Annotated in this window: 12 protein-coding genes; 2 read left to right on the top strand and 10 right to left on the bottom strand. The window is 76.4% G+C overall.

The features are described 5' to 3' along the window. From ACSNN9_RS03320 to ACSNN9_RS03280, 9 genes are all read right to left on the bottom strand, one after another. The coding region (locus tag ACSNN9_RS03320; RefSeq protein ID WP_436671141.1) for a condensation domain-containing protein at positions 1-1,407 on the bottom strand (1,407 nt) is incomplete at its 3' end. 116 nt (positions 1,408-1,523) lie between these two features. Further along, a complete protein-coding gene (locus ACSNN9_RS03315) occupies positions 1,524-2,195 on the bottom strand; it encodes a hypothetical protein (RefSeq protein ID WP_436671140.1) in 672 nt (223 codons plus the stop codon). Next, positions 2,192-5,512, bottom strand: coding sequence for a non-ribosomal peptide synthetase (locus ACSNN9_RS03310; RefSeq protein ID WP_436671139.1), 3,321 nt, complete (start codon positions 5,510-5,512; stop codon positions 2,192-2,194). Before ACSNN9_RS03310 ends, ACSNN9_RS03315 begins: the two co-directional genes overlap by 4 nt. 1 nt (position 5,513) lies before the next feature. Next, the gene (locus ACSNN9_RS03305) at positions 5,514-10,979 is read right to left on the bottom strand and encodes an amino acid adenylation domain-containing protein (RefSeq protein WP_436671138.1); all 5,466 of its coding nucleotides are present in this window, start codon (positions 10,977-10,979) and stop codon (positions 5,514-5,516) included. A 22-nt stretch (positions 10,980-11,001) separates the two neighbouring features. Further along, complete coding sequence (locus tag ACSNN9_RS03300; protein ID WP_357876239.1) at positions 11,002-11,223, bottom strand: MbtH family protein; 222 nt, start codon at positions 11,221-11,223, stop codon at positions 11,002-11,004. Positions 11,224-11,294: 71 nt separating this feature from the next. Then, positions 11,295-12,593: an MFS transporter gene (locus ACSNN9_RS03295; protein ID WP_436671137.1), complete on the bottom strand. Its 1,299-nt coding sequence runs from the start codon at positions 12,591-12,593 to the stop codon at positions 11,295-11,297. Between the two features lie 42 nt (positions 12,594-12,635). Further along, positions 12,636-13,775, bottom strand: a complete 1,140-nt coding sequence (gene menC / locus ACSNN9_RS03290; RefSeq protein ID WP_436671136.1) for an o-succinylbenzoate synthase — start codon at positions 13,773-13,775, stop codon at positions 12,636-12,638. Further along, positions 13,772-14,407, bottom strand: coding sequence for a MurR/RpiR family transcriptional regulator (locus tag ACSNN9_RS03285; RefSeq protein WP_436671135.1), 636 nt, complete (start codon positions 14,405-14,407; stop codon positions 13,772-13,774). Before ACSNN9_RS03285 ends, menC begins: the two co-directional genes overlap by 4 nt. Then, positions 14,404-15,108 (bottom strand): GNAT family N-acetyltransferase, encoded by a 705-nt coding sequence (locus ACSNN9_RS03280; protein ID WP_436671134.1) that lies wholly within the window; start codon positions 15,106-15,108, stop codon positions 14,404-14,406. Before ACSNN9_RS03280 ends, ACSNN9_RS03285 begins: the two co-directional genes overlap by 4 nt. 97 nt (positions 15,109-15,205) lie before the next feature. Between ACSNN9_RS03280 and ACSNN9_RS03275 the strand changes: the two genes are divergently transcribed. Then, positions 15,206-16,354, top strand: coding sequence for a M20/M25/M40 family metallo-hydrolase (locus ACSNN9_RS03275; RefSeq protein ID WP_436671133.1), 1,149 nt, complete (start codon positions 15,206-15,208; stop codon positions 16,352-16,354). Here the strand turns inward: ACSNN9_RS03275 and ACSNN9_RS03270 are convergent. Beyond that, complete coding sequence (locus ACSNN9_RS03270) at positions 16,334-17,329, bottom strand: hypothetical protein (protein WP_436671132.1); 996 nt, start codon at positions 17,327-17,329, stop codon at positions 16,334-16,336. The two genes, ACSNN9_RS03275 and ACSNN9_RS03270, sit on opposite strands and share 21 nt — an antisense overlap. Positions 17,330-17,771: 442 nt before the next feature. Between ACSNN9_RS03270 and ACSNN9_RS03265 the strand changes: the two genes are divergently transcribed. Next, positions 17,772-18,302, top strand: coding sequence for an adenylate kinase (locus ACSNN9_RS03265; protein ID WP_436671130.1), 531 nt, complete (start codon positions 17,772-17,774; stop codon positions 18,300-18,302). The last annotated feature ends 133 nt before the right edge of the window (positions 18,303-18,435 follow it).

Genomic DNA, 18,435 nt, shown 5'->3' with positions numbered 1-18,435 from the left:
GTCGAGCAGGGTGAGCTGGTCGATCGGCCGGTCGGGGTCCTCGGCGAGTTGGGTGAGGACGTGGCGCAGGTAGCGGACGTGCCGCTGCGCGGTGGCGGTGTCGAAGAGGGCGGTGGCGTACTCGAGGCTGCCGGTGATGCGGCCGTCGTGCTCGGCCAGGGAGAGGGTGAGGTCGAACTTCGCGCTGGTCCACGGGCTGGGCAGGGCGGTGACCTCGACACCGGGCAGGTCCAGGTCCACGTCCTCGTTGTTCTGCCAGGCGAACATGACCTGGAACAGGGGGGTGTGGGCGAGGTTGCGGGTGGGGTTGACGGCTTCGACGACCTGTTCGAAGGGGAGGTCCTGGTGGTCGAGGGTGGTGAGGGTGAGGTCGCGGACGCGGTGCAGGAGTTGGGTGGCGGTGGGGTGGCCGGTGAGGTCGATGCGTAGGGCGAGGGTGTTGACGAAGAAGCCGATGAGGTTTTCGAGTTCGGCGCGGCGGCGGTTGGCGGTGGGGGTGCCGATGACGAGGTCGTGGTGTCCGGAGAGGCGGGACAGGACGATGGCCCAGGCGGTGAGCAGGGTCATGTAGAGGGTGCCGCCGTGGCGGGTGGTGAGGGTTTTCAGGGCGGTGGTGAGGTGGGTGTCGAGGGTGACGGGTAGGTGGGCGCCGTGGTGGTCCTGTTCGGTGGGGCGGGGTCGGTCGGTGGGTAGTTCGAGCAGGGTGGGGGCGTCGGTCAGGACCTGTCGCCAGTGGGTTTCCTGGCGTTGCAGGGTGCCGTCGGTGAGCCAGCGGCGTTGCCAGGCGGCGTAGTCGGCGTACTGGACCGGCAGTGGGGGCAGCGGGTCGGGCTCGCCCTCGTGGTGCGCGGTGTAGAGCGCCCCCAGCTCACGCGTCAGGACGCCCAGCGACCAGCCGTCGGAGACGATGTGGTGCATCGTCAGCAGGAGCACGTGCCGGTCCGGGGCGAGGACGACGAGACGGCCCCGGAACAGCGGGCCGGCCGCCAGGTCGAACGGGGCGGTGCTCTCCTCCTGCTGGAGCAGGGCCAGGGCGGCGGCGGGATCGGCGTGCCCGGTCAGGTCGTCGAGCCCGAGCGGGAACGCGGCCCCGGGCGGGTCGATGCGTTGGCCCGCCTCCGCGCCGTCGGCGACGATGCGGGTGCGCAGGACCTCGTGCCGGGCGACCAGGGCGTCCAGGGCCGCCCGCAGCGCGTCCCGGTCGAGTCGGCCGTCGAGCTGGAGGGCGAGGGGCATGTGGTAGGCGTGGCCGACCCTGCCGAGCCGCTCCAGGAACCACAGCCGCCGCTGCGCGAAGGAGAGCGGCAGGAGGCCGGAGCGATCCGGCAGACGCTCGACCTCGGCGGATGTCCGCGCCGGTGGGACGCGACCGGGGGCCGGGACACGGATCGCGTTGTCGTCCGGCAAGTGTGCCCCCTCGATTCCCCGCTGGCCCGTCCCGCCACCTGACATCGGCCGAAGTGGATCCACAGTAGACGACTCGACAGGCCGAGACCAGGGACCGACGGACGGGTCCGTGGACCTCAGTCCGACACCCGACTCAGACTTTCGGCCAGCGCGTCGGCGAGCCGTCCGTACGCCGCCCGGAGCACGCGGGGCGCGCCCGCCGCGCCGGCCCGGTGCGCCGCCGCCAGGGCGTACGCGCGTACCAGGGCGGCGGGGTGCGTCTCGGCGTACGCCGGCGCGTCGGCCAGCGCCAGGGCGCCCGCCAGCGCGTCGGCGTTCGCGATGGCGTTGGCGTCGGCGAACGCCTCCGCGTTGGCGCCGGTGCTGAGGTCGGCGTAGTGCGTGGCGAACCCGACCGCCTCGTCGGGGCCGTAGCCGTGGGCGGTCGCGTAGGCGTGGGCGTTGGCGTACGCGACCGCCCGGGCGTCGGCGTACGGGTAGGCCGCCCGGTACAGCTCGCGCAGGGCGGGCCGGAGCGCGCCGCGCCACTCGTCCGCCCCGGCCGGGTCACCGGCCAGCGCCCGTCGGAGCAGGTCGCCCACCATCCGGCCGGCCTCACCGCCGGGCGTCGAGGCGAGCACGCGTGCGTGCCAGTCGTACACCACCCGGAACGGCACCCGGCCGGCGAGCCGGTCCAGCTCCCCGTCGACCCGCCGCCGCCAGGCCGCCAGCGTGGCCGGATCGTGGCCCTCGGCGAGCGCGGCGAGCACCGCCGCCAGCCAGGCCGGTGGCCGTGGCGGAGCGTTCACCCGTCCCACCTCGACGGCCGGTCCATCCCGGCGAGGAGGTCGTCGACGTCGTCGTCGGTCAGCGTGTCGAGATATCCCGCGCCGTCGGGCCGAGCCGGAGCGCCGGTTACCGCCGGGCCGCCCCCCGCCAGGACGCCGGCGGAGCTCGCGTCGAGCCCCGCGCGCCCTGCCGCCCCGGCGGCGGCGACCGCCGCGGCCAGCCCGGCCACGGTCGGGTCGTCGAAGAGCGTCCGGACCGGCAGGTCGACCCCGTACGTCGTCCAGACCCGGGCCATCAGCTGGGTGGCCTTCACGGAGTGCCCGCCCAGCACGAAGAAGTTGTCGGCGATGCCGACCGGGCCGGGCAGGCCCAGCAGGTCGGCCACCAGCCCCGCCAGCTCCCGCTCCAACGGCGTACGCGGGGCGACCGGCGCCTCGCCGGAGCCGGCGCCCCTGCCGGGCGGGGGCAGGGCGCGCAGGTCCAGCTTGCCGCGGGAGGTCCGGGGCATCTCGGGCAGCGCCACGAAGACCGCCGGCACCATGTGCGCGGGCAGGAACCGGCGCGCGTGCCCGGGCAGCCCCGGCGGCGGGTCCGTCGCGGGCGGGTCGGTGACCACGTACCCGACCAGCCGTACGCCGTCGTGCTCCACGTCCGACACGGTCGTCACGACCGCGTCGCGGACCTGCGGGTGGCCGCGCAGCACCGCCTCGACCTCCGCCGTCTCGACCCGGAACCCCCGCACCTTCACCTGCCGGTCGGCCCGCCCCAGCGGCTCGATCCGGCCGCTCGGCAGCCACCGGCCCAGGTCGCCGCTGCGGTAGAGCCGCCCACCGGGGGTGAACGGGTCGGGCACGAACCGCTCGGCGGTCCAGCCGGGCGCGCCGGCGTAGCCCCGGCCGACCCCCGCGCCGCCGATGCACACCTCGCCGACGACGCCCGGCGGCACCGGCCGCAGCCACCGGTCCAGCACGTAGACGCGGCTGCCGGCGAGGGCCGGGCCCAGGTCCGGCGGCGCCGACCCCGGCTCGACCTCGGCCCCGGTCGAGTAGACGGTCGTCTCGGTCGGGCCGTAGAGGTTCCACAGGCGGGTGCCCGGCTCGGCCAGGGCGTCGGCGAGGGCCCGGGGCAGCGCCTCCCCGCCGCTGAGGCGCAGCCGCACCCCCGCCGGCACCCCACCGGCCGCGACCAGCATCCGCCAGGTCGTCGGCGTCGCCTGGAGCATCGTGGCCCCGGCCGTGGTGAGCAGCCGTCGCAGCCGGTTGCCGTCGATCACGTCGTCGTCGCCCGCGACCACGACCGACGCCCCGCACAGCAGCGGCAGGAGCAGGTCCAGCAGGGCGATGTCGAACGCGAACGGGCTCACCGAGAGCACCCGGTCGGCCGGCCCCAGCGGGACCATCTCGCGGAACGCGTGCAGCAGGTGCGCCACCGCGCCCTGGGTGACGGTGACCGCCTTCGGCCGGCCGGTGGACCCCGAGGTGAACAGCACGTACGCCGCCGCCGTCGCCGGCACCGCACACGGCGGCGCGACCGCCGGCTCGGCCCCCGCGCCGGTCGGTTCCGGTCCGGCCAGGTCGAGCAGGGTCACCGACGCGGCCAGCTCGGCCAGCAGCGGCGCGGGGACGGCGCCGCTGTCGGTGACGACCACCCGCACCCCGGCGTCGGCGAGCATCCCGCGCAGCCGCCCCGGCGGATGGGTCGGGTCGAGCGGCAGGTACGCCGCCCCGACCCACCAGACGCCCAGCAGCGCCGGGAGCGGACGCGCTCCCCGGGGCAGGACGATGCCCACGGTCTCCTGGACCCGTACGCCGAGTCCGCGCAGCCCCGTGGCGATCCGGCCCGCGAGCCCGCGCAGCGCGGCGCCGGTCAGCGTCGCGTCGTCGCCGGCGATGACCACCCGGTCGCCGGCGTCGATCCCGGTCACGAGCGCCGCCGCGGTGCTGCCCGGCGGCGGGACCGACCCGGACCGGGCGGCCGGCCACACCCGGGTGACGAGGTCCGCCGTCGCGGGGGAGAGGAGGTCCACGTCGCAGACGCGGGTCTGCGGGGCGGTCGCCAGCGCGGTCAGGATCGCGCCCAGGGCGTCGGCGAACCGGCCCGCGCTGTCCGGGGTGAAGAGGTCGGTGAGGTACCGCAGGCGCACGGTCAGCTCGTCCGGGCCGGCGACGGCGGCCAGCTCCAGCTCGAACTTGCCGGTGCCGGTGGGCACCAGCTCCGGCCGCCAGCGCAGCGCCCCCCGCTCCAGCGGTGGCAGGGCCTCCTCGACCGTGCACATCACCTGCACCAGCGGCGCCCGCGACGGGTGCCGCTGCGGCCGGCACAGCTCGACCACCCGGGCGAACGGCAGGTCCTGGTGGGCCTGGGCGCGCGCGGTGGCGGCGTGCAGCCGGTCGAGCAGCTCGGCGAGCGTCGGGTCGCCGTGCAGCGCCGCCCGGATCGCGACGGTGTTGGCGAAGAGACCGAGCATCGGCTCGGTCTCGATCCGGGTGCGCCCGGCGACGGGCACGCCGACGAGCGCCTCGTCCGCGCCGCCGAGCCGGGACAGCAGGGCGGCGTACGCGGTCAGCAGCACGGTGAAGAGGGTGCTGCCCCGCGCCCCGGCCAGGCGGCGCAGCGCCCCGGCCAGCTCCCCGTCGACCGGCACCGCCACCTCGCCGGCGGCCGGCGACAGCCGGTCGGGGTACGGGTGGTCGACCGGGAGCGGCACCTCCGGCGGGGCGCCGGCCAGCTCGGCCGGCCAGAAGTCCTCCGCCTCGGCGTGGCCGCCCGCGTCGGCGTGCTCCCGCTCCCAGAGGGCGAAGTCCGCGTACTGCAGGGGCGGCTCGACCGACACGGCCGGCCGGCCGGCGCGCAACGCCTCGTAGTCGGCGGAGATCTCGTCGAAGAGCAGCCGGAACGACCAGCCGTCGACGATCGCGTGGTGCGCCACCAGCGCCAGGACGTGCCGCTGCGGGGCGAGCCGCAGCAACGTGGCACGGGTCAGCGGGCCACGGTCGAGCGGCAGCGGGGTGCGGGCGTGCTCCCGCAGCGCGGCCCGGGCCGCCGCCTCCCGGTCCGCCTCCGGCAGCCGGTCCAGGGGCACGACCTCGAGGGCGGTCGCGGGGACGTCGTCGTCGATCACCTGGATCGGTCGCCCGCCGTTGGCCCGGAAGGTGGTGCGCAGGATCTCGTGCCGCGCGACCGCCGCGGCCCAGGCCCCGTCGAGCGCGGCCACGTCCAGCGGGCCGTCCAGCCACACCGCCCATCCGACGTGGTAGGTCGGCTGGCCCGGGTCCAGCTGGTCGAGCAGCCACATCCGTCGTTGCGCGGCCGACGTCGGGAACTCGAAGACGGCCATCTCAGCGCCCCCGCCCGTCGACCGCGACGACCCGCAGTTCGGCGGTGTACCGGCCGTCGGGCCCGGTGAGCCAGAGCTGGTCCGGCGCCGGCAGCATCTCCACCACGCTCACGGTGGCGTCGTCGCCGGCGTGCCGGCGGGCCCGGCGGACCGACCGGGACACCAGGTCGACCGAGGCGAGGCTGGTCAGGTCGGCGTGCACCGGCTTCCGCTCGCCCGCGCAGCGCAGGAACACGTGGCGCGGCAGGCAGTGGGCGGCGGCCCAGGCCCGCGCCTGCCGGAACCGCAGCGCCTCGTCGCGGGTGTCGGCGAAGGCCAGGTCGGCGGCGGTGAACGTCCACGCCTCGCGGCTGACCACGAGGGAGTCGATGGTGACCCTCGGCTGGTGCGCCGCCGGGGGCAGGACGCGGAAGAGCTGGGACAGCCCGGCGCCGACCACGTCGCCGAGGACGTGCATCAGGTCGACGTCGAACCGCCCGTCGCGCGACCGTACCCGCAGCCCGCCCGCCGTGGCGACCAGGTCGCACTCGCCGACGCGCAGGCTCCGGCGGGGGTCGTGCCCGAACGAGTCGTGCGCGAACACCAACCGGATGTCGTCGGGCCCGGTCAACGCGTTGCTCTGCCTGGTCGGCACGCCGCCCTCCTGGCCGGTCTCGGCGGGATAGACCGCCCCGGCGCCCACGTCCCTGGCCAGCGCGGCGCGCAGCGCGTCCGCCTCCGGGTGGTAGGCCACCCAGGTGGCGTACCGCAGGGTGTTGACGCCCGGGTGCAGCTCACCGAGGACCCACTCGTCGCCGGCCCGCATCAGGTCGGGGCTGTGCTGCCGCGCGGTCGGCCAACCGGGCCGTCCCGGCGGGAAGGCGGCGGCCACGGCCGGGGCCAGCTCCGCCGCCGTGAGCCGGATCCGCCGCCGGTCCGCCGGCAGCGCCAGCACGTCGGCCCAGCGCCGGTGCAGCGCGGCGGTCAGCAGCGCGGTCAGCCGTTGCGGCGGGTGGAACAGCGCCTCGCCGGCCAGCAGCCAGAAGTCGGCCAGCGGGACGACGTCGGTGCCCAGCTCGGCGGCGCGGCGTCGGTGGATGTCCGCGCAGAGGCGCTGGTAGAGCGCCGCGCCGGCGGCGGTGAACCAGCGCGCGCTCTCCAGCACCAGGCCCAGCGCGTCGCGGATCCCGTCCAGGCCGGCCTCGCCGACGCCGACCGTGCCGGCCCGCAGGCACTCCTCGTAGACGGGGGTGCGCCCGGCGTACATCGTGCCGGCGCGCCGGGTGGCGGGAACCCCGGCCAGCCGGGTGAAGGTGGCCTCCAGGTCGGCCATCGCGGCGGTCAGCCGGTCCGGGTCGCCGGCCGCCGCGGCGAGCGCGTCCCGGGCGGCGCAGAGCTCGTCCAGGGCGGCGAGCGCGGGCCCGCGTACGGCCTCGTCGGTGACCCGGCCGAGCCGGGCCCGCATGGTCCGCTCCGGCCGGGTGTCGTGCGGCGCCACCTCCGGCTGCCAGGCGATCCGGTGGGCCGCGGCCAACGTCTCCAGCACCTCGTGCACCTCCCGCGTCGAGCGCAGTCCCGACCCCGGGTCGGCCAGCACGGCGCTGGCGACCTCGTTCGCGTCGCGGACCTCGTCGCAGGCGCGCAGCACCGCCGCCTCGGCGTCGGTCAGCGCCACCGGCGGGGCGAGCGGCACCCGCAGCGTCGTCCCGGCCAGCTCCAGGAAGGGCATGAGGCGGGGCACGAGCCACGGGCGCAGCCGGACCGCGTACGGGGCCAGCACCGCGGCGACCGCCCACCCCTCCAGGTAGACCGTCCGCCCGGCGAGGAGCGCCGGTGGGTCCGCCGGGTCGACCCGCACGCCGGCGCCCGGCTCGATCCGCGCCCAGCCGACCGGCCCGAAGAATCCGATCGTGTCGTTCTTCGCGCAGTAGCGCTGGAGGTAGCTGGTGACCAGCGCCTCGTGCTGGCGGTGCTTGGTGTTGCGGGTCGGGGCGCCGGGGCCCCGGCGCAGCAGCGCGTCGACGCCGGTGCGCAGCGCGTGCGGGTTCTGCCAGGCCACCGCCTCGCGGAACCGGGGGTGGGACGCCACCGCGTGCAGCGCGCCCGCGAGCCGGCCGACCGCCTCCGGGTACGCCGCCGCGTACGCCGCCTCGGCGTGGGCGATGCCGGCCGGGTCCCCGGCGGCCCGGGCCGCCACCACGCCGTCCGCGGCGGCGGCGAGTTCCGCGTCACCGAGCGGGGCCAGCAGGTCGACCGGGAGTCCCGCGCCCCGCAGGCAGACGGTCCGCCACAGGGCCCATCCGTCGGTCAGCCGGGCCAGGTGCGCGGGCCGGTCCTGCCCGGTCCGGTGCGCCGCCCGGTCGCGGCGGCGCAGGGCCGGCCCGGTCGCCACCCGCCCGCCGGTCGCCGCGTCGATCGCCGCCGCCGTCGCGGCCAGCGTCGGCGCCCGGTAGAACGGGCCCACGCCCAGCTCCACGCCGAACGCCTCGCGGATCCGGAACATCAGCCGGGTGACCGTCAGCGAGTTGCCGCCGAGGGAGAAGAAGCTGCTCTCCCGCCCGATGCTCTCCGGCGGGCGCCCGCCGGGCAGCAGCCGGGCCCAGACCCCGGCCAGTCGGTGTTCGGTCGGCGAGGCGGGCCCGGCGACGTCCGGATCCCGCTCGGCGGGGTCGGGCGCCGGCAGCGCCGCCCGGTCGACCTTCCCGTACGCGGTCAGCGGCAGCCGGTCGAGGACGGCGAACGCGGCCGGCACCAGGTGGGCCGGCAGCCGGGCGGCGACGTGGTCACGCAGGCTCGCCGGCGTCGGGACCGCCGCGCCGGCCGGGGTGACGTAGCCGACCAGGTGCCGCTCCGGCCCGTCGCCCCGGACGCACACCGCCGCCGCGGCGACCTGCGGGTGCGCCCTGAGCACCGCCTCCACCTCGCCCGGCTCGACCCGGAACCCCCGGATCTTCACCTGGTCGTCGCGGCGGCCGAGGAACTCCAGCACCCCGTCCGCGCGCCAGCGGACGACGTCACCGGTCCGGTAGAGGCGCCCGCCGGGCACCTCCGGATCCGGCACGAACGCCCGGGCGGTCGCCGCCGGGTCACCGAGGTAGCCGCGGGCCAGCCCGTCGCCGCCGGTGTGCAGCTCGCCCGCGACCCCGACCGGCACCGGCCGACCGCCGTCGTCGAGCACGTGGACGGTGGTCTGCGGCACGGGACGGCCGATCGGCACCCGGTCGCCCACCGGGCCGGGGCCGCTCATCAGGTGGCAACTGGTCAGCGTCGTGTTCTCGGTCGGCCCGTACGCGTTGACCAGCGGCAGCCCGCCGCGCGCGGCGAGCACGGCGCGGACCGCGCCCGGGTCGGCCACGTCCCCGCCGGTGAGCAACTGCCGGACCTCCGCCAGCGCGGTGACGTCCTCCTCGGCGAGTTGCCGGAAGAGCCCGGCGGTGAGGAAGGCGACCGTGATCCCGCCGGCGCGGATCAGCGCGGTCAGCCGGGCGAGGTCCACCGGGTCCGGCGGCGCGACCACCGCCGTGGCGCCGGTCAGCAGCGCGCCCCAGATCTCCCAGGTGGATGCGTCGAACGCGGTCGGGGCGAACTGGAGCACCCGCTCGCCGGGGCCGAGGGTGGCGAAGTCCGGGCCGGTCACCAGCCGCACCACGCCCCGGTGGGTGATCCCGACCCGCTTGGGTGTCCCGGTCGAGCCGGAGGTGTGCAGGACGCAGGCGAGCTGCGCCGGGTGGATCCGCCCCGGTGGCGGGCCGGGCGGCGCCGGTTCCGCGGCCCGCGCGTCGACGTCCAGCACCCGGACCGGGCCCAGGTCCGGCAGGCCGGCGGCGGCCTCGCCGGTGGTCAGCAGCAGGCGGGCGCCGCTGGCGGCGAGGAGGCCGGCGATCCGGGCCGGTGGGGCGGCCGCGTCCACGGGCAGGTAGGCCCCGCCGGCCTTGAGCACGCCCAGCAGGGCCCGGATCAGCGGTTCGCCCCGGGGGAGCAGCACGGCGACGGGGGCCTCCCCGGTCACCCCGTACCGGCGCAGCGTCCAGGCCAGCCGGTCGGCCGCCCGGTCCAGCTCCGCGTACCCGACCGAGCGGTCGCCGACCACCAGCGCGGTGGCGGCCGGATCGTCGGCCACGCGGGCCGCGAAGACCTCGGGGACCGAGGCGTCGCGGGGGTAGGGCCGCCGGGTGGCGTTCCACGCGGCGCGCAGCGGCGCCTCCCCGGCGGCGCCGAGATCCAGGTCGGCCAGGCGGGCGTCCGGCCGCTGGGCCAGTTCGCGCACGGTGTGGTGCAACTGCGCGAGGATTCGCCGCGCCGAGGCGGCCAGCAGCCTGGTGTCGTCCCACACCACGCCCAGGCGCAGTTCCGGTTCGTCGAAGGCGTGCACCGTCAGCGGGTAGCCGGGCATGCGGTGCACCCGCGCCGAGCGCCGGGCCGCCTCCGGCCCACCCTCGGCCAGGGCGTTGGCCAGCCGCTGCCGTTCGAACACCAGCAGGCTGTCCAGCAGCGGCGTGTCGGGTGTCAGGCCCGCCTGGTCGAGGATGGTGTGCATCGGCGTGAGCTGGTGCTCGCGGATTCCCCGGATCCGGTCGGCCACGTCGGCGAGGAGCCGCCGTACCGTCCATCCCGGATCCAGCCGGACCCGCAGCGGCACCGTGTTGAGCAGCAGCCCGACGATCCGGTCGGCGTCCGGGACGCTGTCGTACCGGCACGACCTGGTGACCGCGAAGGTGACGTCGTCGACCCCGCCGTAGCCGCCGCGCAGCAGCGCCCAGGCCGCGTGGACCACGGCGCCGACCCCGACGCCGACTGCGGCGGCGGTGGCGCGGAGCCGGTCGGAGTCCGGTCGGCTCAGGGCGACCTCGTGCGAGGCCGGCACGCCGCGCGCGCCGGGGTCCGCGTCGAGGCGGCCCGGGAGCGCCCGGGGCGTCGGGGCGCCGACGAGGTACCCCTTCCAGAAGGTGTCGCCGACGCTCGGGTCGCGGCTGCCCCACCAGCGCACGAAGTCCGCGAACGGCGGCCGGCGTGGCGGGTCCGGCAGCCGGCCGGCGCGCCGCGCGGCGTAGTCGGCGAGGACCTCGTCGAGCAGCATCCGGGTGGAGCGGCCGTCGAGGATCGCGTGGTGGAAGGTGAGTACGACGTGGTGGTCGCCCAGCGTGGTGACCCGGAGCAGGGGTGCCCGGGCGACGTCGAAGGGCTCGTGCCGGTCGGTGGGCAGGAAGTCGGCGAGCGCCGTCTCCCGCCACCGCAGGTCCGGCGCCACGCTGGGCCGGACGACCTGCACCACGCCGTGGTCGCCGTCGATCTCGAAGGCCGTGCGCAGCACCGCGTGCCGCCGGGTCGCGGCCTGCCAGGCGGCGGTGAACGCGTCCCGGTCCGGCGGGGCGTCCCACCTCATCGTGACCTGCTGGACGTCCACCCCGCCGGCGGGCTGCCGGAGGGTCTGCAGCACCATCCCGCGTTGCACGGCGAGGGCCGGATACCGCTGGAAGCTGTCGTTCATGCGCCCTCGTCCGGTGGCGGCGTCAGCCGGTGGCGGCGTTTTCGTCCATCCAGCGCCGCAACGACAGCGGCCGCATGTCCGTCCACACCTCGTCGATCCGGGCGAGGCACTCGCCGCGCGACCCGGTGAAGCCCTCGCGCCGCCAGCCTGCGGGCAGCTCCCGGTCGTCCCACCAGATCGAGAACTGTTCCTCGTCGTTCACGACCACGGCATACGTCCGGGTGTCGTCGTCGTCAGCGCTCATCGGACCCCCTTCGCCGGGAAAGGATTTCAGCCGCGTCGATTCCGTGTCAAGGATCGGTCGATCTTCCGACGTCAGGCGGAGGTGGGTCGTACGGCGTGCTCGGAGTCCGGTGTGGACGCCCCCGGCGGCGCGGCGTCGCCCCCGCCGATCCGGGGCGTGCGGGCGACCCAACCGACGGCCGGGCCGGCGGCGAGCGCGCAACCCACGAAGATCGCCGCGACGACCCACCAGCCCCAGCCGCCGGTCTGGATCGCGAGGAGGGTGAGGCCGACCGGCGCGAACACGTCCGCCGTCGAGCTGATCGTCTGTGCCGTGCCGAGGTACACCCCGCGCGACGCGGCGGGCGGCACGTTGGTCTGGACGAACCAGAGCGCCGCCGAGAACCACAACTCGGTGGTGGTCACCAGCACCACGACGCCGAGGAGCGCGACGACGGTCCACGCGCCGCCGGTCCGGCCCGCGAGCGCGGCCACCGGGCAGGCGACCGCGGTGACCAGGGCGCCCCGGCGGATCAGGCGGGCCGCGCCGGCAAGCGAGTCAGCGCCGCGCGCCGCCGGCACCTGTAACGTGATCACCAGCACCGTGTTGAGGGCCAGCATCGCGCCGAGCAGCGGCTTGGGGGCGTCGGTGTGGGTGATCGCCCAGAGCGGCAGGATCTCGACGAGGATCACCGCGTGGAACATCATGACGGCGAGGAGCGCGGCGGTCGTGACGTAGGGGAGGTCCTTGAGGACCGCCCACCGCGAGGCGGTGGCCGCCCGGCCGTGGCGCACCACCGGGGCGGCCGGGAGCCGGGTCACCAGGCCCGCGTTGAGCAGTGACAACGCCGCGTTGAGCAGCACCATGGCGACGAGCGCGGCGGCGGAGTCGAACGCCAGCGCGAGGGCGCCGAGCCCGGTGCCGGCGGTGAACCCGGCGTTGAGGTACGAGCGCGCGTAGGCCATCGTCCGCACCCGGTCCCCGGCTGGCATGGCGTCGGCGGTGTAGATGGTGCGTCCGGCGTTGGCGAACGAGTCGGTGGCGGCGGCCACCACCATCAGCACCACGAAGCCCGCGAACGACGTCACGAGCGGATAGGCGGCGAACGTCAGCGCCGAACCGAGCGCGCCGACGGCCCAGGACCGCTGCCCACCGATCCGGTCGGCCAGCGCGCCCAGCGGCAGCGAGGTCACCACCCCGGCGAGCCCGGCGATCGAGAAGCCCACCCCGATCTGCACCGCGCTGAGCCCGAGGACCTCGGTGAAGAAGACGATGCTGCCGGTGAGGAAGGTGCCGCTGCCGACGGCGACCATGGCGGACTGGTACGCGATGGCCCGGGGCAGCCCGGGCGGCGGCAGGAGCCGGGACACGGCGAATCGGTGACCGTCCATGGTGCCGGTCAGGCTACCCGGACGGCGGTCGCGCCGGGACCGTCACGCCGCGCCGTCCGCGCGCAGCACGAGCCGGTCGGTGGTCCTCTCCCCGATGTACGTCAGGTCGGCGTCCCACCCGAGCCCGGGCACGGCGGGCACCCCGACGAGCCCGTCGGTGCTCACGATCGGGCGGGTGGTGACGTCGCGGGCGTAGTACTTGTCGGAGCCGGAGACGTCCGAGGGGAGCGTGAAGCCGGCGAGTGCGCTCAGCGCGACGTTGGCGGCCCGGCCGATCCCGAACTCGTGCATGCCGCCGCACCAGACCGGGACGCCGTGCTCGCGTGCGAGGTCGTGCGCCCGGACGGCGTGGGTCAGCCCACCCATCCGCGAGACCTTGACGTTGAGGACGCGTACGGCGCCCAGGCGGAGCGCGGTGACGAGGTCGTCCACCTCCTCCACCGACTCGTCGAGGCAGACGGGGGTGTCGATGCGGGCCTGGAGGGCGGCGTGCGCGACGAGGGCCCGGGGGGCGAACGGCTGCTCGATCATCAGCAGGCCCAGGCCGTCGAGTTCCGCCAGGACCGCCCGGTGCTCGGGGACGTCCTGGTAGGCGCCGTTGGCGTCGACGTGCAGCGGCACGTCCGGGTGTGCCGCGCGGACGGCCCGCACCGGTTCGACGTCCCAGCCGGGCGCGATCTTGAGTTTGATCCTGCGGTAGCCCTCGTCGACCCGCAGCCGCACCTGCGCGAGGAGGTCGTCCACGGTGGGCTCGATGCCCAGGGAGACGCCCGCCTCGACGCTGCCGCGCGTGCCGCCCAGCGCGTGCGCGAGGGAGGTGCCCTCGGCGGCCGACCACAGTGCCCAGGCGGCGACGTCGAACCCGGCGCGGGCGAAGTGGTTGCCCCGGACCCTGCCGAGCGCCGCGGCCAGGTCCGTCGGGTGCTCCCAGGCGGTCCGCAGGACCAGCGGCGCGAGGTAGTCCCGGGCGACGGCCCAGCAACTCTCGACGGTCTCGGCGCCGTAGAACGGGCCGCTCGGCGACGCGATCTCGCCCCACCCCACGGCGCCGTCGGTGTCGGTGAGCGTGACCAGGACGTGCTCCAGTTCGCGCTTGGCGTGGGAGCTGGTCTGGAACCGGCGCACGAGCGGCAGGCGGACCCGGCGCAGCTCCACCACCTCGATCCGCCTCCGGCCGGTCACGGCTGCTCCGCGTAGAGGCCGAGTTCGGCGGCGAGGGCGTCGCGCTCGCGCAGGCGGCGCCCGGCCCCCTTCGAGCTGGCGATGGTCAGGGTGGCGAGCAGGTGCAGCGCGAGCACCACCGAGGTGGGGGAGTTGGCGTACGAGGCGCTGTCGGTGCCGATGACGATGCGGGCGGCGGCGCTGTCGGCCAACGGCGCGTCCTCGGCGTCGGTGACGAGGACCAGCCGGCCGCCGTGGCGGACGTACGCGGAGGCGACGTCGATGGTCTCGCGCCGGTAGCGCGCCATGCAGACGGCCACGAGCAGGTCGCCCTGCCGGATGTCGCTGAGCACGTCGAGGGAGCGCAGCGCCGCGCCGTCGACGAGGTGGACGCCGGAGAGCCCGGCACTGAGGTCGGCGGCGAGCAGGGACGCGTAACCGAGCGACTTGCCGTGGCCGAGCAGGTACCGGCGTCGGGCCGACACGATGAGCGCCGCGGCCCGTTCGATCGCGTCCTGCTCGGCGGCCCACGCCAGCGCCCTGGCGAACTCGGCGCGTTGCTGCTCCAGGACCCGCTGCTTGAGCACCTGCGCCGACCTGCGCTGCACGTTGCGGTCGAAGCGCTCCGCGGGCGTCGATCTCGTCGTGGTCATGCCTCGTCCCGTTCGAACAGGTAGCTGACGCGGCCGGGGGTGTCCGCCCGCCGCGTGACGCCGACGAGCCGCCCGCCCGCGGCGAACCGGCCGGCCAGCTCCCGGCGCAGCCGCGCGCGGTCGTCGGGCCCCGACGCGGCGGTACGGTCGTCGGCGGGCGAGTCCACGGCCGCGTGCCCGGGCGCGGGCGCCGGGGTGGCGCCCCCGGCCCGGTCGAGGTCCCACCGGACCAGGACCCGGTCGCTGCCGCCGTCGTCGTAGAAGTCGGGCAGGAACCGGATCCCGACGGCGCCCAGCACGTTCAGGTTGAAGTGGGCGTTGCGCAGCGCGTACGGGTCGAAGGTCCACCGCATCGTGTGCGCGCCCGCGCGGCGTGGGGCGTCGGCCTGGGCGTGCTTGAGCAGGCGGCCGACGCCGCGCCCCTGCGCCCGCGCGTCGACGACCGCGGCCTGCGAGTAGTGGTAGAGCTCGCCGTGCTCGACGCCGGTGAAGCCGTAGCAGAAGCCGACGAGCAAGCCGTCCTCGTCGAACGCGCCGACCGCGGTCCCGGCGTTCTCGCGCAGCGCGGCCAGGAGGCGGGGGCTGACGGCGTGCTCGGGGCCCTCGTAACCGAAGACGCTCCGGTAGAGCGCCGATGCCGCCGTCCACTCGGCGAGCCCGGCGAGGTCACGGGCCACGATCCTGCGGGTGCCACCGACCATCGACCTCACCCCTCAACAAGATAGCGATCGTATGTCGCTCATGCTGCCGCACGAATCGCTCGTTGACAAGGTGTCGAGTCGAACATAGTGTCCGTATGTGTCGTACTCATCGCCGGATCTCAATGACGCGCTCGCCGCGCTGCACCGCTACACGCTGCACGAGTCACCGACCGGTGACCGCCGGGCGCTGGCCGCGCTGGCCGACGTGCTCGACGCGGACGCCGCGCACGCCGGCTTCGACACCGCCCGGGAGTCGCACCCCGGCGGCGACCATCTGGTCTGGACCCTTCCGGCGCGGGGGGTCCCGGGCGACCCGGTGCTGCTGCTGACCCACTACGACACCGTCTGGCCGGTCGGCACGCTGTCCACCATGCCCTGGTCCGTCGAGGGGGACACCGTTCGTGGCCCGGGGGTGTACGACACCAAGGCCGGGATCGTCGCACTGCTCGCGGCGGCGGCCCGCGTCGCCCGGCAGGGCGCCCCGCACCCCGAGATCAGGGTCGTCGTCGTCGCCGACGAGGAGACCGGCTCGCCCACCGCCACCGGGCTGGTCCGGGCCGAGGCGGCGCGGGCCCGCGCGGTGCTCGGCCTGGAACCGCCGCATCCCGGCGGCGACCTCAAGACCGGCCGGCGCGGCAGCACCCGGGTCCGCATCGAGGTCACCGGGGTCGAGGCACACGCCGCGCTCGACCCCGACGCCGGCGTCAACGCCATCGACGAGCTCGTCGACCAGCTCGTGCGGGTCCGCGCACTCGTCGCGGACCGGCCGGTCCTGCTCAACGCCGGCACCGTCGCGGGCGGAGGGCGTACCAACGTGGTCGCCGGCGAGGCCCACGCCGACCTCGGGCTGCGCTTCACCGACCCCGAGAACGAGGACGCCGTCCTCACCGGCCTGAAGTCGCTGCGACCGGTGCGCGATCGCGCCCGGCTGGCCACCCGGCTGCTCTCGCACCGGCCCACCTGGCGGCCGGACGAGGCGGGGGCGGACCTGCTCGACCGTGTCGTGGGCATCGCCGCCGGCCTCGGTCAGCGCCTCGCCGGCCGCCCGGCGGACGGCGCCGCCGACACCAACACGACGGGTGCGCTCGGCCGTCCCACCATCGACGGGCTCGCCCCGCCCGGTGGAGGCGCGCACGCCCGGCAGGAGTGGGTCTCGGCCGCCGGCATCGGTGCGCGCAGCGACCTGCTGGCCGCCCTGCTCACCGGACTCCACGCCGCGGGCCCGTCACCTGGGGACGGCGCCTGACCCGGCGCGCGTCCTCGGCAGCCGGGACGGCCGGCGCGACCTGGCGCGCCGTGCCCGGGCCAGCGCGACCAGCCCCACGGCGACCAGAGCCAGTCCTAGTGCTCCGGCCGCCACCAGGTAGGTCCCGCCGCCGGAGCGGGCGGCCCCGGCGCCGGCGACGGCGGGGGTCGTCGGACCGGGCGTGGCGGTCGGCGCGGGGGACGGGCCGGCCGCCGGCAGCGGGTAGCGCAGGATCCCGGGCATCGTTCCCGGCGGCCGGCCGGCGGTCTCGGAGACGGTGAGCAGGGACCGCCCGTCGCGGTCGTAGGTGACCGACTCGCCCTGCGGCTCATCGGGCAGCGCGACGACCCGGGGGGTCCCGCCGGTCAGCGCGGCCACCACGTCGCCGTCGGCGACGTCGAACTCGTACGCGTCGGCGTAGGTGCGCAGGACCACCCTGCGGCCGTCCGGTGCGGTGGCGCCGCCGGTGACCGCCGTCCGGCCGAGCGCCCCGAACGGGTTGCTCGTGGTGGAGGCGGGCAGCCGGACCTGCCCCACCTTCACCAGCGGCGCCGTCGTGCCGGGGCGCAGGGCCGCGCTCGGGGCGTAGAGGTTGGCCGAGTACTTGGTCACCACCACCGGGCGGTCGTCGCCGGTCACGAGCAGGGCCTCGGCGTCGTGCGGGCCGTCCGGGTACGCCATGCGGTACAACACCGGCCGGTCCGCACCCGGCGGGAGCTTCCACACCGCGATCGTCTGCCGGGAGCGGTCGTTGTCCCCGATGTCCGCCACCCAGACCGTGCCGTCCGTGCCGACGGCGAGATCCTCGGTGTCGCGCGGACGGGACGGATAGGACACCGTCCGCACGACGGCGCACCGGTCGTCCAGGAAGAAGATCCGGCGGCGGGCCTCGTCGTCCGCCCCGTCGTTGACCATGACGAACCCGCCGTCCGTGGCGGCCATCCCGGAGATCTCGCTCAGCCGGCCACCACGCACCTCGCACACCGGCGTCCCGGGGACCGGAGCGGGTGACGGATCGGCCGCGGCCGCACCGGGGGCCGTCGTGGCCGCCAGGACGACGACCGCCCCCGCCGCGACCCGTAGCCGCCGGGTCCCGTTGCCTCGTCGCCCCACCAGCAGTCCCTTCGATGCCGGCCCGCCCCTCTGGCGCACCGGTGCCGGTCCGCGAACCGGCCACCCCTCCTGGCCGACCGGGGCGCCGGTGACCGGCCCCTCGGCCGCCCCCGCTCCGGTGGCTCGCCGGTCCTCGACGTCGACCGCGTCCAGCCGCGTGACCAGGGGGTGAGTGTATGGCCCGGGTCCCACTGTCCGGCCGCGGCCCGCCGTGCGGCCACGTGCCGGTGGGTCGCGGCGGACGACCGGGCGCGCGGCGGGATCGCGCCGCGCCCCCGACCAACCGACGGCGTACGCTGCCGCGATGACCGCACCGGCCCGCATCCTCGTCTACGCGGTCTACGGCGCCGGCAAGTCCACCCTGGCGGCACGGCTGGCCGAGCGGCTCGGGCTGCCGTGGTATCCGGTCGACGACCTGCTGTGGCGGCCCGGCTGGGTCGAGGTGCCGGTCGCGGAGCAGCGCAGCCGGATCGAGGCGATCTGCCGGCGCGACCGCTGGATCCTGGACGGGGCGTACCACGGGTGGCGGGACGTGGTGCTGGCCCGCGCCGACCTGGTCGTCGGCCTGGACTACCCGCGCTGGCTCTCCTTCTGGCGGCTGCTGCGGCGCACCGTGCGCCGGCTGCTGAGCGGCGAGGAGATCTGCAACGGCAACCGCGAGTCGCTGGGCAGCGTGCTGTCCCGGGACTCGATCCTGGTGTGGCACGTCACCGCGTTCGGCCGGGCCCGGCGGCGAATGCGCGCCTGGCAGGCCGACCCGGCCGGCCCGCCGGTGCTGCTGTTCCGCTCCCCGGCGGCCCTGGACCGCTGGCTGGCCGACCTGACGCGGCAATGAGGACGCGCCGGAAGCCCGTCGGCTGAGCGCGCGGGCGACGGACGCGGCGACCGCGCGGACGACGACGGCGGCGCAGGGCGATGATGTACAACCCTTGCGCACAGACGGTACCGTGACGGTCGCGATGGGTGCG

The sequence above is a fragment of the Micromonospora sp. URMC 107 genome (assembly GCF_051386315.1).
In the GTDB taxonomy this organism is placed as follows: domain Bacteria; phylum Actinomycetota; class Actinomycetes; order Mycobacteriales; family Micromonosporaceae; genus Micromonospora.
The sequence above is the reverse complement of the archived record's forward strand: the minus strand, read 5'-3'. Positions and strand labels throughout refer to the sequence as shown.

What these genes read in the sequence shown, in the direction of transcription:
- ACSNN9_RS03310 (WP_436671139.1), bottom strand. Translation starts at nt 5,512, where the DNA reads ATGGCCGTCTTCGAGTTCCCGACGTCGGCCGCGCAACGACGGATGTGG.
- ACSNN9_RS03305 (WP_436671138.1), bottom strand. Translation starts at nt 10,979, where the DNA reads ATGAACGACAGCTTCCAGCGGTATCCGGCCCTCGCCGTGCAACGCGGG.
- ACSNN9_RS03300 (WP_357876239.1), bottom strand. Translation starts at nt 11,223, where the DNA reads ATGAGCGCTGACGACGACGACACCCGGACGTATGCCGTGGTCGTGAAC.
- ACSNN9_RS03295 (WP_436671137.1), bottom strand. Translation starts at nt 12,593, where the DNA reads ATGGACGGTCACCGATTCGCCGTGTCCCGGCTCCTGCCGCCGCCCGGG.
- ACSNN9_RS03285 (WP_436671135.1), bottom strand. Translation starts at nt 14,407, where the DNA reads ATGACCACGACGAGATCGACGCCCGCGGAGCGCTTCGACCGCAACGTG.
- ACSNN9_RS03280 (WP_436671134.1), bottom strand. Translation starts at nt 15,108, where the DNA reads ATGGTCGGTGGCACCCGCAGGATCGTGGCCCGTGACCTCGCCGGGCTC.
- ACSNN9_RS03265 (WP_436671130.1), top strand. Translation starts at nt 17,772, where the DNA reads ATGACCGCACCGGCCCGCATCCTCGTCTACGCGGTCTACGGCGCCGGC.